The sequence below is a fragment of the Streptomyces xanthophaeus genome (assembly GCF_000725805.1).
Lineage (GTDB): Bacteria > Actinomycetota > Actinomycetes > Streptomycetales > Streptomycetaceae > Streptomyces > Streptomyces xanthophaeus.
This window is the reverse complement of the sequence record NZ_JOFT01000026.1, coordinates 45168-58071: the sequence shown is the minus strand read 5'-3', so window position 1 is coordinate 58071 and position 12904 is coordinate 45168. Positions and strand designations below refer to the sequence as shown.

The 12904-nt window shown below is 73.2% G+C and carries 17 protein-coding genes; 7 read left to right on the top strand and 10 right to left on the bottom strand.

From position 1 onward, the window contains the following. Window positions 1-550: 550 nt before the first annotated feature. Entirely contained in the window at window positions 551-1507 is a 957-nt protein-coding gene (locus IO30_RS0116980) for an alpha/beta hydrolase (protein WP_051859029.1), read from the bottom strand. 245 nt (window positions 1508-1752) lie between these two features. Between IO30_RS0116980 and IO30_RS42005 the strand changes: the two genes are divergently transcribed. Further along, entirely contained in the window at window positions 1753-2259 is a 507-nt protein-coding gene (locus IO30_RS42005) for an ATP-binding protein (protein ID WP_051859028.1), read from the top strand. Window positions 2260-2265: 6 nt separating this feature from the next. Here the strand turns inward: IO30_RS42005 and IO30_RS0116970 are convergent, their stop codons facing one another. Both IO30_RS0116970 and IO30_RS0116965 read right to left on the bottom strand, forming a co-directional pair. After that, entirely contained in the window at window positions 2266-2691 is a 426-nt protein-coding gene (locus tag IO30_RS0116970) for a DUF4267 domain-containing protein (RefSeq protein WP_031143875.1), read from the bottom strand. Between the two features lie 38 nt (window positions 2692-2729). Next, window positions 2730-3176 (bottom strand): anthrone oxygenase family protein, encoded by a 447-nt coding sequence (locus IO30_RS0116965; protein WP_031143873.1) that lies wholly within the window; start codon window positions 3174-3176, stop codon window positions 2730-2732. Window positions 3177-3265: 89 nt separating this feature from the next. On the opposite strand from IO30_RS0116965, the gene IO30_RS0116960 reads away from it, so the two are divergent. Next, complete coding sequence (locus IO30_RS0116960; RefSeq protein ID WP_031143871.1) at window positions 3266-3844, top strand: TetR/AcrR family transcriptional regulator; 579 nt, start codon at window positions 3266-3268, stop codon at window positions 3842-3844. A 67-nt stretch (window positions 3845-3911) separates the two neighbouring features. On the opposite strand, the gene IO30_RS0116955 is transcribed toward IO30_RS0116960, so the two are convergent. Continuing rightward, window positions 3912-4481, bottom strand: a complete 570-nt coding sequence (locus IO30_RS0116955) for an HPP family protein (protein ID WP_234321603.1) — start codon at window positions 4479-4481, stop codon at window positions 3912-3914. 245 nt (window positions 4482-4726) lie between these two features. Here IO30_RS0116955 and IO30_RS0116950 point away from each other — a divergent pair, with 245 nt between their 5' ends. The 3 genes from IO30_RS0116950 (at window position 4727) to IO30_RS40600 (ending at window position 7007) form a co-directional block, all read left to right on the top strand. Next, the gene (locus IO30_RS0116950) at window positions 4727-5311 is read left to right on the top strand and encodes a hypothetical protein (protein ID WP_051902363.1); all 585 of its coding nucleotides are present in this window, start codon (window positions 4727-4729) and stop codon (window positions 5309-5311) included. A gap of 192 nt (window positions 5312-5503) precedes the next feature. Further along, a complete protein-coding gene (locus tag IO30_RS0116945; protein ID WP_031143866.1) occupies window positions 5504-6802 on the top strand; it encodes an ArsB/NhaD family transporter in 1299 nt (432 codons plus the stop codon). Between the two features lie 22 nt (window positions 6803-6824). Then, entirely contained in the window at window positions 6825-7007 is a 183-nt protein-coding gene (locus tag IO30_RS40600) for a hypothetical protein (RefSeq protein ID WP_037894303.1), read from the top strand. 8 nt (window positions 7008-7015) lie between these two features. Here the strand turns inward: IO30_RS40600 and IO30_RS0116935 are convergent, their stop codons facing one another. Beyond that, on the bottom strand, window positions 7016-7291 hold the full coding sequence (locus tag IO30_RS0116935; RefSeq protein WP_031143865.1) for a hypothetical protein: 276 nt from the start codon (window positions 7289-7291) through the stop codon (window positions 7016-7018). A gap of 199 nt (window positions 7292-7490) precedes the next feature. On the opposite strand from IO30_RS0116935, the gene IO30_RS43615 reads away from it, so the two are divergent. Further along, the gene (locus IO30_RS43615; protein ID WP_078904736.1) at window positions 7491-7805 is read left to right on the top strand and encodes a hypothetical protein; all 315 of its coding nucleotides are present in this window, start codon (window positions 7491-7493) and stop codon (window positions 7803-7805) included. Beyond that, complete coding sequence (locus IO30_RS0116925) at window positions 7802-9640, top strand: NAD-binding protein (RefSeq protein WP_031143861.1); 1839 nt, start codon at window positions 7802-7804, stop codon at window positions 9638-9640. Before IO30_RS43615 ends, IO30_RS0116925 begins: the two co-directional genes overlap by 4 nt. Here the strand turns inward: IO30_RS0116925 and IO30_RS40595 are convergent. The 5 genes from IO30_RS40595 to IO30_RS0116905 form a co-directional block, all read right to left on the bottom strand. Continuing rightward, the gene (locus IO30_RS40595; protein ID WP_234321602.1) at window positions 9624-10031 is read right to left on the bottom strand and encodes a methyltransferase domain-containing protein; all 408 of its coding nucleotides are present in this window, start codon (window positions 10029-10031) and stop codon (window positions 9624-9626) included. The two genes, IO30_RS0116925 and IO30_RS40595, sit on opposite strands and share 17 nt — an antisense overlap. Before the next feature lie 27 nt (window positions 10032-10058). After that, the gene (locus IO30_RS42000) at window positions 10059-10538 is read right to left on the bottom strand and encodes a pyridoxamine 5'-phosphate oxidase family protein (protein ID WP_237403372.1); all 480 of its coding nucleotides are present in this window, start codon (window positions 10536-10538) and stop codon (window positions 10059-10061) included. A 42-nt stretch (window positions 10539-10580) separates the two neighbouring features. Next, a complete protein-coding gene (locus tag IO30_RS47630) occupies window positions 10581-10712 on the bottom strand; it encodes a hypothetical protein (RefSeq protein WP_267886445.1) in 132 nt (43 codons plus the stop codon). A gap of 188 nt (window positions 10713-10900) precedes the next feature. Further along, a complete protein-coding gene (locus tag IO30_RS46410) occupies window positions 10901-12151 on the bottom strand; it encodes a cation:proton antiporter (protein ID WP_031143858.1) in 1251 nt (416 codons plus the stop codon). Between the two features lie 6 nt (window positions 12152-12157). Continuing rightward, the gene (locus tag IO30_RS0116905) at window positions 12158-12643 is read right to left on the bottom strand and encodes a cation:proton antiporter regulatory subunit (protein ID WP_107065022.1); all 486 of its coding nucleotides are present in this window, start codon (window positions 12641-12643) and stop codon (window positions 12158-12160) included. Window positions 12644-12904: the final 261 nt, after the last annotated feature.

Genomic DNA, 12904 nt, shown 5'->3' with positions numbered 1-12904 from the left:
CGGGCATGCAGGCGGTGCCGTGGTCCGGGCGGTGGAGGTGTGAGGGGCGCGGCCGGGGCACGGGTGTCGGTGGTGCCGAGACGCGTGCGGTGCCGGGGCCGCGGAGGGTGCGGGCACCGGGCGGTGCCGAGGTGCGTGGTGAGGGAATCGGCCGGGGTACTGGTGGTGCCGCGGCCCGGGCGTGATGGGCATTCGGCCCGGTGCCGGGTTCGGGCGGTGCCCGGGTCCATGAGCGTGGGTGGTGCCGGGGTGTGCCGGGATGCCGGGGCCCAGGCGATGCGGGCACTGGGCCCGGTGCTGGAGTGTGGACAGGGAGAGGCGTGAGGCGGGGGTGCGGGCCGCGTCGGGGCGTTGGTGGTGCGAAGACGCGGGCGGGCCGGTGCTGGGGTGTGGATGGTTTCGGCGTGGGGGCGCGGCCGGGGAATCGGCGATGTCGGGCCTGGGGCGGTGCGGGTACGAGTGCCGCGCCGGGGGCGGGCATGCCGCGTCCGGCCCCCGGCACGGTATGCCCGCGCCTGCCGTCGGGGCGGGCCCGACGGCAGGTGGTGGGTCAGGCCTTCGTGCCGAGGTGGCCGGCCAGGAAGGCGACGCTCTCGGCGACGATCCCTTCGATGTCCGGCGAGCCCAGGAAGATGTGGTCGGCGCCGTCCACCGGCCGCAGGGTGACCGCACCTCCGGCTCCTTCGAGCGCCCGCGCCAGGGACTCGCTCTGGCTGTACGGGACCAGGCCGTCCCGGGTGCCGTGCACCAGCAGGAACGGCGGCGGCGGGTTCGAGCCGTCGGCGTACGTCACCGGGCTCGCGGCCCGGGCGAGCGCCGGGCGCTCTGCCTCGGTGCCGCCCAGCAGGGCCTCGTAGGGGTCGGGGAACTCGGCCCCGCCCGGCATCGCCGGCATCGGGTGATCGGCGAGGGCGGGCAGGTCGGAGACGCCGTACCAGTCCACGACGGCCAGTACCCCGGTGTCCCCGGAGGCGACGCCGTGCGCACCCTCCAGGGCCGCACCGTCCGTGCTGCCCGGACCGACCAGCCCGGCCAGGGCCGCCAGGTGGCCGCCCGCCGACTCGCCCCACACGGCGATCCGCTCCGGGTCGACGCCCAGAGTCCCCGCGAAGTGGCGGACGTAGCGGATCGCCGCCTTCACGTCGTGCAGTTGCGCCGGGAAGGGGGCCTCGAGGCTGTGCCGGTAGTCGATCGAGACGAGCGCGAGGCCGGCGCCCAGGACCGCCCCGTGCAGGAGGGCGGCGGGCACCGTCGGCGGCGGGTAGCGGCGGTCGCCGTCCAGCCAGCCGCCGCCGTGGATCCAGACGACCGCGGGGAACGGTCCCTCGCCCGCCGGGAGCTGGACGTCGAGCAGCCGGGGGCGGAAGCCGGGCGTGGTCGCGTATGTGACCCCGTCGAAGCGCCGTACTCCGTCGACGCCCGTCACGGGCGGCACGGGGGACTGGTACGGCGGGGGCGGCCAGGTCATGTCGGCGAGGTCGAACCCGGCCGGAGGAGATTGCGTCATTGCGGCCCTTCCAATTCGGCGCGGCCGTGATGGCCGCCGGCCCCGGTGCGGGCGGCGCAGGCTTCGTGACGTTTGTCCGGAATGCTTGCGCGGATCGCTGGGGGAGGCTTAACGTGTTACACGTGTAATCACGACTCTAGCGATGCGTTTCCGCTGACCACAAGCCCATGGGGAGTGTGAACTTCCCGGCCGGTTGCACGAGTCGCCCCAGCGGGTGCGCCGCCTTCCCCCTCCGGGAGCACGTCATGCTCACCCCCCTCACCTCCACCGGCCGGTCCGCACACCTCGCGCACCCCACGCATCTCGCACAGTCCCCGCAGCCCCCGCGCCCCGGGCGTCCCGCTCCGGCCCGCGCCTTCGTCCACTGGGTCGCCGATCCCGTCGCGGCGAACGTGCCGCAGGTCCGGGCCCGGGTCCGGGTGGCCCTCGGTGAGTGGCGGGTGTCCCGCGGCCTGTCGGACCTGTTGCTGCTGGCCGTCAGCGAGCTCGTCGGCAACGTCGTGCAGCACGCGGCCGCCGGGCGGATGCGGGTCGCCCTGACCTGGGGCGGGGGATGGCTCCGCCTGGAGGTCGCCGACCAGGGGGCGGGTCTGCCGCGACTGCCGTCCCCGCGGCAGGAGGTGGACCTGGACTCGGAGGACGGCCGCGGGCTGCTGATCGTGCACCTGCTGGCGGCCGAGCTGGGGGGACGGCTCTCCGTCGTGGCAGGAGGGTCGGGCAAGTCGGTACGGATGCGCGTACCGGCGGCCTGATCCGCGCTAGGCGGGCTGCGGGGCGGGTGTTGCGGGAGCGGCCGCGATGTTGCGGGTCTCGCGCATGATCAGCAGGCCGTTGACCACCATCAGTGTCGCGGTCAGGCCGTGGACGCCGAGCGCGGTGGCCACGGAGCCGCGGTGGGCCAGCACGTTGGCCATGTCGCCGTACGCGGCGAGTGCTTCCACCAGCAGTACCCAGCCCAGCGCCCGTCGGTGCCCCGTCACCAGCAGGATGCCCAGGACCAGGGCCAGGACGACGTCGCGGATTCCCTTGATGACCAGGAAGCCGTCGCCGTCGCCGGACGGCCAGCTCGGCAGGCCGTAGCCGGGCGCCGTCGTCTCCGGACTCAGGATGTACTCCGTCCCGAACCAGAGGATGAAGAGGATGAAGGTGGCGGCCAGGACGGTGTTGATCTTCTTCAGCGACATTGTCCTACTCCCTGCGGTCTTCGTCGGCGGAGGTGGTGTCAGGCGAGGGCGGTGACCAGCAGGGTGAACGCGGCGACGATGACGGCGACCCGGATGTAGTGGTAGCGGTTCCAGCGGTCCAGCTGCTCCTTCCAGTCGGCGGGCCGGTTCTCGGGGGTCCAGGTCCTGTTCCGGTTGTTGATCGGGACGAGCAGCAGGATCGACATGACCACGCTGAGGATCAGCAGTCCGGCGGCGGTGACGACGAGTCCGGCACCGTGGTGCTCCCATCCGGCAACGGCCCAGATCGCGCAGAGGATGAGCGAGCCGATGTACCAGAACGGCATCAGGGTGCCGAGCATCCGGCCGCCGTGGGCGTGGCCGAGCTGGCCGCTGTCCTCGGGAAGCGCATCCAGGATCCGCTTCATGATGAAGGCGACGGCGACCTCCACCCCCACCATCAGGCCGACGGTGACGGTGGTGAAGACCTCAAGTGCGTTGAGCATGGCGATCCCTCCGAGCTAGCGGTGCTAGGTGATGATGCAACGCTAGCCCTGCTAACGCTCGATTGTCTAGCGGTGCTAGGATTCCTTTCATGTCGGTACAGGAACGCAAGGAACGCGAACGGGCGGAGCGCGAGCGCCTCATCGTGGCGACGGCCCGCGAACTCGCCGAGCAGCAGGGCTGGGACGCAGTCACCACCCGCCGGCTCGCCGAGCGCATCGAATACAGCCAGCCCGTCCTCTACAGCCACTTCCGCGGCAAACGCGAGATCATCGGCGCCGTCGCCCTGGAAGGCGCCGCCGAGATGGCCGCGGCGGTGCGGGCCGCGGCCTCCGGCGCGAACGGCCCGCGCGAGCGGGTGGCCGCCCTCGCCCGCGCCTATCTCGACTTCGCCGCACGCAACCCCGCGGTCTACGACGCCTTGTTCCAGCTCGACGGCGGCCTGGCGTACGCGCAGGAGGACACCCCCGAGCCGCTGAAGGACGCCTTCGCCGCCCTGCTCGAAAGCCTCGGCGAGGTAGCCGGGGACGGCGTCCACCCGGGGCTGTTCACCGAGGTGTTCTGGGCGGCCCTGCACGGCCTGGCGACCCTGACCCGAGCGGGCCGCCTGCTGCCCGAGGACGCCGAGCGGAGGGTGGAGCTGTTGGTGGACCGGCTCGCCATGGTCTGACACACCGTCCCGGCGGGCACGCAGCCGGGGCCCTGGGCCCCGCTGCTGTCTGCCTGCGGCAACGCTTTCACCACCAGTAGACGGGGTAGCGGGCCCCTCCGGGGCGGGCGCGGGAGAAGGCGCAGGCCGTGAGGACCAGGAGGAGCGCCGATCCGATGAGGAGCGGGACGAAGGTCCGGGGGTCGGGGGTTCGCAGGACGATGACGACGGTGGTCGCGCAGGCAGGGGAGTGCGAGGTCCGGGTGACGATCATCAGGGCCAGGCCGATCCCGGCCGCGACGGCCGCCACCCAGGGGGCGCTGCCCAGGAGGGTGAGGGCCCCGTACCCGACGGCTGCGCAGAGCAGGTGGCCGACGACCACGCTGCGGGGCTGGGCCAGGGGCAGGCCGGGCACGCCGTGGACGATCGCGGCGGACGCGGCCAGCGGCGGTATCAGGACGGGCTCGTGGATCAGCGTGCCGATGGCCACCAGGGCCAGCATGACGGCCGTGGCGCCGCTGATGCTGTGCAAGGCGGTGCCGGGTGCGGGCGGGGCGGGGGCCCGTCCGGCGAGACGGGTCATGATCCGGGAGCGCGGACGCTCGGGAGCCCTCGGCGGTGGCGTGGCGCTCAGGTCGGTGCTCAGGTCGGTGCTCAAGAGAACGGCAACTTCGGTGTACGGGCCGACAGACGGTGAACGGCGAGGGCAGGGGCAGGAGCGGCTCGGCTGATCCGCTGTGACAGCCCGTGCGATCGGCAGGACCGGGGACACCGCAGCAGCCCGGGGTCGGGGCGGCCGTGAAACTCCCCAGGATCATACGAAGCCCGACAAACCGCCTGGCCGCCGGGTCCCCGAGCTGTGGCAGGCTTCCCCTGACCGCTCGCACTCCGTACGGGGCCGCCATGAACTCGCCCGCCGCCGGGACGCCGGTGTTCCTCATCCCTCCGCATGCCGAGGCCGTCGCCGAGGGGCAGGTGTGCGTGGTCTGGGAGCTGGGCGACCCCGGGCGAGGCATGGACGCGAACCTGGTCCGGCTGGGCCCCGGCGCCACCGTCACGGAACCGGAACCCAACGCCACGGAGTCCACCGACACGGAGTCCACCGACACGGAGTCCACCGACACGACGTCCACCGCCACGGAGTCCACCGTCACGACGTCCACCGCGTCGGCTCCCGGTGTGCTGATCGTCGTGGTCGCCGGAGCCGGTGAACTCCGCACCCCTGACGCCGCCTGCACCCTCGTACCCGGAACCGTGGCCTGGCTGCCCGCCGGCACCACCCGTTCCGTGCGCGCCGGTTGCGGAGGGCTCACCTACACCGCCGCGCACCGCCGCCGACCGCCCCTGACCGTCACTCCGGTCCTGCACACCGAAGCGGGGGAGGCGGCGTGCCTCCTGGGCCTGGTCTGCCCCGAGTGCGGACGCCTCGCCACCGAGCGCGACGCCCGCTACTGCACCCGGTGCGGCACCGGGCTCGCCGACCGGTAGGGAAGATGGGTGCCAGCCCCGATGCGTGGGGCTGGTGATGCAGGTGATGCTCAGGTGGAGGAACACCCTCGCGGCCCCCTGTCTCCGGCAGCGGCTGGTCCGGGTGTTCGCGGCCACGGCACGAGCGGAGTCCGCGCCGATGACGACCCCGAGCTCTTCCCCGCCCAGCGGCTGTCCGACCGCCTTGCCGCCATGAGCGTCAGCACGTGGCTGGCCATCGCGGTCTTCGCCACCGTCTACCTGCTGATCGCCACCGAGCGCGTGCACCGCGTGGCGGCGTCGCTCGGGGGCGCGGTGGTCATGCTCGTGATCGGAGCCACCACCCCGGAACACGCCTTCTTCTCCGAGGTGACGGGCATCGACTGGAACGTCATCTTCCTGCTGCTCGGCATGATGCTGATCGTCGCGGTCCTCAAGCGGACCGGCCTCTTCGAATTCCTTGCCATCTGGGCGGCGAAACGGGCCGGCGGACGCCCGTACCGGCTGATGGTCCTGCTGATCCTCACGACCGCACTGCTGTCCGCATGGCTGGACAACGTGACCACCGTGCTGCTGATGGCGCCCGTCACCATCGAGGTGTGCCGGCGCATGGGCGTGCCGGTGGTGCCGTTCCTGATCGCGGAGGTGATGGCCTGCAACATCGGCGGCGCGGCCACCCTCATCGGCGACCCGCCCAACATCATGATCGGCTCCCGTGCGGGCCTGTCCTTCAACGACTTCCTGTTCCACATGGCGCCCATCACCACCCTGCTCGTAGCGGTGTTCGCGGTGATGGCCCGGTGGATGTTCCGCGACGCCTTCCGCTACGACCCCCGGCGGGCGGCGCACGTGATGGCGATGCGCGAAGGTGACGCCCTCAAGGACCGCCGCCTGCTGGCCGTCAGCGGCATCGTCATCGCGCTCGTGATGATCTGCTTCGTCCTGCACACCGCCCTGCACCTGGAACCCTCGGTGGTGGCCGTCACCGGCGGCCTGGCCCTGCTGGCCGCCTCGCGCCTGGACGCGAAGGACGCGGTGGCGGATGTGGAGTGGCAGACCCTGGCGTTCTTCACCGGCCTGTTCGTCATGGTCGGGGCAATGATGCGCACCGGTGTCATCGCCGACCTCGGTCAGGCCGCCGCCCGCGCCCTGGACGGGAACCTGTTCGCTGCCTCGATGGCCCTGCTCTTCGGGTCGGTGGTGCCCTCGGCGGTCATCGACAACATCCCCTTCGTCGCCTCCACCAGCCCGATCGTGGCCGAGATCGTCGCCGCCTGCGGGGGTGACGAGCAGGCGCAGGTGCTGTGGTGGTCCTTCGCGCTCGGCGCGGACCTGGCGGGCAACGCCACGATCATCGCCTCCTCCGCCAATGTCGCCGTCGTGGGCATCGCCGACCGCGCCGGACACCACATCTCCTTCTGGCGGTTCAGCCGCTACGGCCTGGTCGTCACCGCGGTCACCACCGGGCTCGCCGGGCTGTACGTGTGGCTGCGTTACTTCGCCCTCGCCTGACCGGAGGAATGGAGGGGTTGCCGTGCCGGACCGTCACGACGGCAGCGTGGAGCCCGCAGCCGGGCGCCGGAGGGTCCGGGCCCGGCTGCTCATGACCGCCGCCGTCGCCGCGGTGATGGCCGGAGTGGTGCTGCCGCACGGGCTGTTGCTGGCAGCGGGACTGATCGCGTGTGCGCTCGCGGCGCACCTCTTCGATGCGACCTGAGGGCCGGATCAGTGGGACCAGCGGCGGTCGTACCCGCCGAAGGCGAGGAGCCGGTCCGCGCGGACCACGCCGTCCGCAAGGGCGGGCAGCGGGTCGGTCCCCGTCCCCGTTGCCCTCGATGCGGGCACCCGTACCGGGTCCCGCCCCGACTCCCTTGGCGCCGCGGCCACTTCCGGCACCGGGCGCACCTCCGGCACCGGGCGCACCTCCGGCATCGGGGTCAGCTCCGCGACCGCAGCGCCTGTCATCGCGCCGGCAAGCAGTGTGAAACCGTCGACGGTCATCCGCCGCCGCTCCCTCCGTAGCCCGAGACCGAGCCGTCACCATAGACCGGCTCCGGACAGACAGCCCGGTCTTTCCCTTGAGGGCGGCTCGGGTTGTGACTGACCGTCAGGTGGTGAGGATGGGTGCCGGCACGTATGGACAAGATCATCGGCGGCCTCCAGGGTGGCAGGGGGTGAGGCATCCACGGGGGGAGAGGGCATGCGGGGGTTCCGGGGCCACGACGGCCGGGACGACAACAGCCGTCACAACGGCCGCCGCGGCCGCTACGGCAGCCGAAAGGGCTGGGGCGCGGCCGGGGCGACGGAGGGCTGGCTGTCCCGGCGCCGTACGGCGGGCCCGCTCCTGGTGTGGTGGCTGCTGGTCACCGTCCTGCTGTGGATCCCCGGCAAGGCCCTCGCACAGCCCGTGACCGCCTGGGGGTGCGCGGTCTCGGCCGTGCTGCTGATCGCCGTCGGGGAAGCGGGCGAAGGGGTGCGCCAGCGCCTGCACCGCCGGGTGCGGAGAGCGGCATGACGACGGCCGTACCCCGGCCCTCCCGCAGCGCGGGGCCCATGATCGTGTGCGGTGACGACGCGCTCGCGGTCCGTCTCGCGGGCGAGCTCCGCGACATCTACCGGCAGGACGTCACGCTCGTGCTGCCCGACGCCGACACCGACGCCGACACCCTCGGCCCCGAACCCACCCGGTCCACCCGGGTGGTGGAGGCGCCCGCGCCGGACGCCACCACGCTGCGCGAGGCGGGCGTCGCCCAGGCCGTCGCCCTCGCCCTCGTCCACGAGGACGACGAGACGAACATCCGCGGCGCGCTCACGGCCCGCCGCATCAACCCGCGGATCCGGCTCGTCATCCGCCTCTACAACCGCAAGCTCGGCGGCTACCTCGCCGAACTCCTCGACCAGGCCGCCGCCGTCGCCGACGTCCCGGCGGGCGCGGACTCGGCGACCACGGTCCTCTCCGACGCCGACACCGCCGCCCCCGCCCTGGTGGCCGCCGTCGTCGCCGGGACCAGCAAGGTCCTCCAGGCCGACGGCCTGCTCTTCCGGGCGACCGAACGCACCCCACGGCAGCGGCGCGAGGCCGCCGCACCAGGCCTGTGCACCCTGGCCCTGCTGTCCTCGACCACCGACGACCCGGACGGAGCCGACGGTTCGGACCGCAGCGGACCCGCGGGCCCGCAACTCCTCCCCGCCTCCCTGGAGATCGCACGGTCCGCACAGCGCGGCGCCGTCGTCCTCGAAGCGGTCCCCAACACCCCGCACACCACCCGGCGGGGCCGGATCGGTGCGGCCGGGCTCCCGGTGATGGAACTCTTCTCCCGCCGCGTCCGCTGGGCGCTGGCCGCCTTCACGGCCGCCGTGTTCGCCATCGCCGTCACCTCCTGGATCACCACGGGTGACCACCCCGTCCACGCCGCCTACATCACCCTCCTGGACCTCTTCTCCATCAACGACCCGGCCGTCGGCGACCCCACCGAACGCCAGCTCCTCCAGCTCTTCGCCGGCCTCGTCGGCCTGCTCCTGCTGCCGGTCCTGGTGGCCGCCGTCCTCGAAGCCCTCGGATCCTTCCGCTCGGCCACCAGCCTGCGGCGGCCCCCGCGCGGCACCGCCGACCACGTCGTGCTGCTCGGCCTCGGCAAGATCGGCACCCGGGTCCTGGCCCGGCTGCGCGAACTCGACATCCCCGTCGTCTGTGTGGAGGAGGACCCCGAGGCCCGGGGCATCGCCCTCGCCCGCCGCCTGCACGTACCCGTGATCCTGGGCGACGTCACCCAGGACGGAGTCCTGGAAGCCGCCCACATCCACCGCGCCCGCGCCCTCCTCGCCCTCACCAGCTCCGACACCACCAACCTCGAAGCCGTCCTGTGCGCCCGCACCAGCACGCCCGGCCTCCGTGTGGCGCTGCGCCTGTACGACGACGAGTTCGCCACCGCCGTCCACCGCACCCTGCGCACCGCCCACCCCCACGCGGTGACCCGCAGCCGCAGCGTGACCTCCCTGGCCGCGCCCGCGTTCGCCAGCGCCATGATGGGCCGCCAGATCCTGGGCGCACTGCCCGTCGAACGCCGGGTGCTCCTCTTCGCCGCGCTGGAGGTGGCCGGCCTTCCCCACCTGGAGGGCCGCACCGTCGCCGACGCCACGAGGCCCGGCCGCTGGCGCGTCCTCGCCCTCGACACGGCCGCCCCGGCCGAACGGCGGCCCGACCTGCGGGCCACCCGGCTCGACGGGCAGGCCCACGTGAGCGGGCTGCTCTTCGACCTCCACCCCGGCCACGTCCTCGGACCCGAGGACAGGGTGGTCATCGCCGCCACCCGGCAGGGCCTCGCCGAGCTCCTCAGCGGCGCACCATGACGCCGGCGGAAGCGGGGGTGGCGCGGGCGACGAAGTGCTGGGCCGCGTCCTCGTAGAGGGTCAGCCGCCAGCCGGTGGATTCGAGCGCCTGCCGCAGATTGGGTTCGGCCAGGAGGTCGTCGGGGTCGAGGGGCCGCCCGTGGCGGGCGGCCCGTTCGGCGCGGTCCGAGGGGTGGAAGAGGAGGAGGGTGCCGTCGGCCGCGCTCACCCGCGCCCATTCGCGCAGGGCGTCGTGCGGGCGCGGCAGGTGGTCCAGCAGTCCGGCCGCGAAGATGCCGTGGACGCAGGCGCCGGGCAGCGGGAGCCGGGTGCAGTCGGCCAGGAGCAGGTGCCCGCAGCCGGAGCGGCCGATAGTGGCCGCCGCGGTGAGCATCGCGTGGGTGACGTCCACCCCGAGCACGGCGCCCGCGCCGCCCACCTAGGCCGCAGGCGCCGGCGCGCCGGGTGAAGAAGGTGCGGGCGGCGGTGCGTTCGGCGCGGGCGGCGACGGGGGCGGCGAACCGCGCCAGCATCCGGTCCCGCCAGGCCTCCAGGGCGGCGAGCGCCGGGCGGGTGGCCGTGTCCGGCGCCGCGAAATCGACCTCGACTGGGTAGTGCAGTCCGTCAGGTACTGGCTCTGGCGGGCCAGGAGGGACTCGGCGCGGGCGACCGGGGTCCGGGCGAGGAAGTCGGCGGCGTTGTCCTCGGCGGAGCCGGGCGTCACGGCGCCGCGGATCCCGACCTGGCGGCTGTGCTCCGCCCAGTAGAAGGTGAGCGCGGCCCTGGGATGGCAGGCGAGCCGGCCGCCCTTGGGGCTGAAGCCGTGCCCGGCGAACTGCCATCCCGAGGCGTCGAGCCCCTTGAGGAGCAGCACGCGGGCGTCCGGGTCGCCCGCCGGGTCGACCGTCGAGAGGGTCATCGCGTGCGGGTCCCGCACCCCGTCGGCCACGGCCTCCAGCAGTCAGGACAGGAACAGCCGCACCGGATCCGCGGGCGCCGCGTCCGGGTCGAAGTCCGGCAGCGGTCCGGCGAAGACCTCGATGCCGCGCAGCCACTGCCGGGCGCCGTCCACGCGTTGCGTGCCCGCTGTCATCCTCAGCTCCTTCGGACTCGGACTGCAGGGTGCCCTGCGGCACCCTGCAGTCGGCATCCTGCATCCGCCAGGGCTATTTAGTTATCGGCCTTGCAAATGCCTGTCTGATTGACCAATGAAGCCACAGATGCAACCTTGGACATGTGGCGCTTCGGGCGGCCGTGGCGGACGGCTGCGCCAGGCCCGGCTCAGGGGCGGCCGGCCGGATCCTGAGCCGGGTCCGGGGTGTCCGCCGGGGCTCCCGGCTGGGAGGGTACGGAGGCCAGGACCGGCCGCGGCGCGGTGCGGCGCGCGGCGAACCAGGCCGCGGCGGGTTCGGTGTAGCGGGCGGTGAGCGGGCCGATCACCACGAGGATCAGGACGTACGCGGTCGCCAGCGGCCCCAGGGCGGGTTCGATGCCCGCGGTGACCGCGAGGCCGGCGATGACGATGGAGAACTCGCCGCGGGCGACGAGCGTCCCTCCGGCCCGCCACCGGCCCTTGACCCCGATCCCGGCCCGCCGCGCGGCCCAGTAGCCGGTCGCGATCTTCGTACCGGCCGTGACCAGGGCGAGGGCGAGCGCGGGCAGCAGGACGGGCGGGATGCTCGCGGGGTCCGTGTGCAGGCCGAAGAAGACGAAGAAGACGGCGGCGAACAGGTCGCGCAGCGGGCTGAGCAGGGTGTGCGTGCCTTCGGCGACCTCCCCCGAGAGGGCGATGCCGACGAGGAAGGCGCCGACGGCCGCCGACACCTGGAGCTGCTGGGCGATGCCCGCGACGAGCAGGGTCAGGCCGAGCACCACGAGCAGCAGTTTCTCGGGGTCGTCACTGGAGACGAAGCGCGAGATGTGGCGTCCGTAGCGGACCGCGACGAACAGGACCGCCCCGGCGACGCCGAGGGCGATGGCCAGGGTCGCGCTGCCGGCGGCGAGGCTGACCCCGGCGAGGAGGGCGGTGATGATCGGCAGGTAGACCGCCATGGCCAGGTCCTCGAGGACCAGGATGCTGAGGATCACCGGGGTCTCGCGGTTGCCGACGCGGCCGAGGTCGCCCATGACCTTGGCGATGACCCCGGACGAGGAGATCCAGGTGACGCCCGCGAGGACGACGGCGGCGACCGGACCCCAGCCCATCAGCAGCGCGGCGACCGCACCCGGTACGGCGTTCAGGCCGAAGTCGACCAGACCGGCCGGGTACTGGGTCTTGAGGTTGGAGACGAGGTCGCTGGCGGTGTACTCCAGGCCGAGCATGAGCAGCAGGAGGATGACGCCGATCTCGGCGCCGATCGCGACGAACTCCTCACTGGCCCCCATGGGCAGGAGGCCGCCCGTGCCGAAGGCGAGACCGGCCAGCAGGTAGAGGGGGATGGGCGAGAACTTCAGGCGTCCCGCGACCCGGCCGAGCAGACCGAGGCCGAGGATGATCGCGCCGAACTCGATCAGGAAGAGAGCGGAGTGCACAGGCGGTCACTCCCGTCCGAGTATGGCCGCGGCGGCGTCGACGCCCTCGCGGGTGCCGATGACGATGAGCGTGTCCCCGCCCGCGAGGCGGAAGTCCGGCGCGGGCGAGGGGCGGGCCTCGGCGCGGCGCAGCACGGCCACGATCGAGACGCCGGTCTCGGTGCGCATCCGGGTCTCGCCCAGCAGGCGCCCGTTCCAGTGGGAGTGCGCGGACAGCTCGATCCGCTCGGCCACCAGACCCAGGTCGGTGGTGTGCAGGACGTTGGGGCTGTGGTGGGCCGGCATCAGCGCGTCGATCAGCGCGGCCGTCTCCGGACCGCTCAGGTGCAGCGACTGGGCGCACGCGTCGGGGTCGTCGGCGCGGTAGACGTTCACGGTCCGCGTGCCGTCGCGGTGCGCGATCACCGACAGGTGGCGGTGTTCGCGCGTGATGAGGTCGTACTGGACCCCGATGCCGGGCAGTGGTGTGGTGCTCATCCGTGGAGCAGGCACAGCTGTCCCCCCTCATGTTTCGTTCCGTACGTGGTGCGCCGGGCGGCGCGACGTCGGGCAGGAGACGGCCGCTCGGCGCGCTCATCGTGCCACTTTCCGGGGGGCCGCAATATGGGTGCCGGCACGGATGGACAGATGCGGGCCGGGCCGGTGAGGATGGGTGGGGGAAATGGGTCACGCCGCAGGTCAGAGCAGTGGCCAGAGCAGTGGCCAGAGCGAGCCGAAGCAACGGCAGGCGCAACGGCCCGAGCAACGGCCCGA

Bases quoted from the DNA above. Each gene is read 5' to 3' on its own strand.
- IO30_RS0116980 (WP_051859029.1), bottom strand. From the start codon at position 1,507: ATGACGCAATCTCCTCCGGCCGGGTTCGACCTCGCCGACATGACCTGG.
- IO30_RS42005 (WP_051859028.1), top strand. From the start codon at position 1,753: ATGCTCACCCCCCTCACCTCCACCGGCCGGTCCGCACACCTCGCGCAC.
- IO30_RS0116970 (WP_031143875.1), bottom strand. From the start codon at position 2,691: ATGTCGCTGAAGAAGATCAACACCGTCCTGGCCGCCACCTTCATCCTC.
- IO30_RS0116965 (WP_031143873.1), bottom strand. From the start codon at position 3,176: ATGCTCAACGCACTTGAGGTCTTCACCACCGTCACCGTCGGCCTGATG.
- IO30_RS0116960 (WP_031143871.1), top strand. From the start codon at position 3,266: ATGTCGGTACAGGAACGCAAGGAACGCGAACGGGCGGAGCGCGAGCGC.
- IO30_RS0116950 (WP_051902363.1), top strand. From the start codon at position 4,727: ATGAACTCGCCCGCCGCCGGGACGCCGGTGTTCCTCATCCCTCCGCAT.
- IO30_RS0116945 (WP_031143866.1), top strand. From the start codon at position 5,504: ATGAGCGTCAGCACGTGGCTGGCCATCGCGGTCTTCGCCACCGTCTAC.
- IO30_RS0116935 (WP_031143865.1), bottom strand. From the start codon at position 7,291: ATGACCGTCGACGGTTTCACACTGCTTGCCGGCGCGATGACAGGCGCT.
- IO30_RS43615 (WP_078904736.1), top strand. From the start codon at position 7,491: ATGCGGGGGTTCCGGGGCCACGACGGCCGGGACGACAACAGCCGTCAC.
- IO30_RS0116925 (WP_031143861.1), top strand. From the start codon at position 7,802: ATGACGACGGCCGTACCCCGGCCCTCCCGCAGCGCGGGGCCCATGATC.
- IO30_RS42000 (WP_237403372.1), bottom strand. From the start codon at position 10,538: ATGACCCTCTCGACGGTCGACCCGGCGGGCGACCCGGACGCCCGCGTG.
- IO30_RS47630 (WP_267886445.1), bottom strand. From the start codon at position 10,712: ATGACAGCGGGCACGCAACGCGTGGACGGCGCCCGGCAGTGGCTGCGC.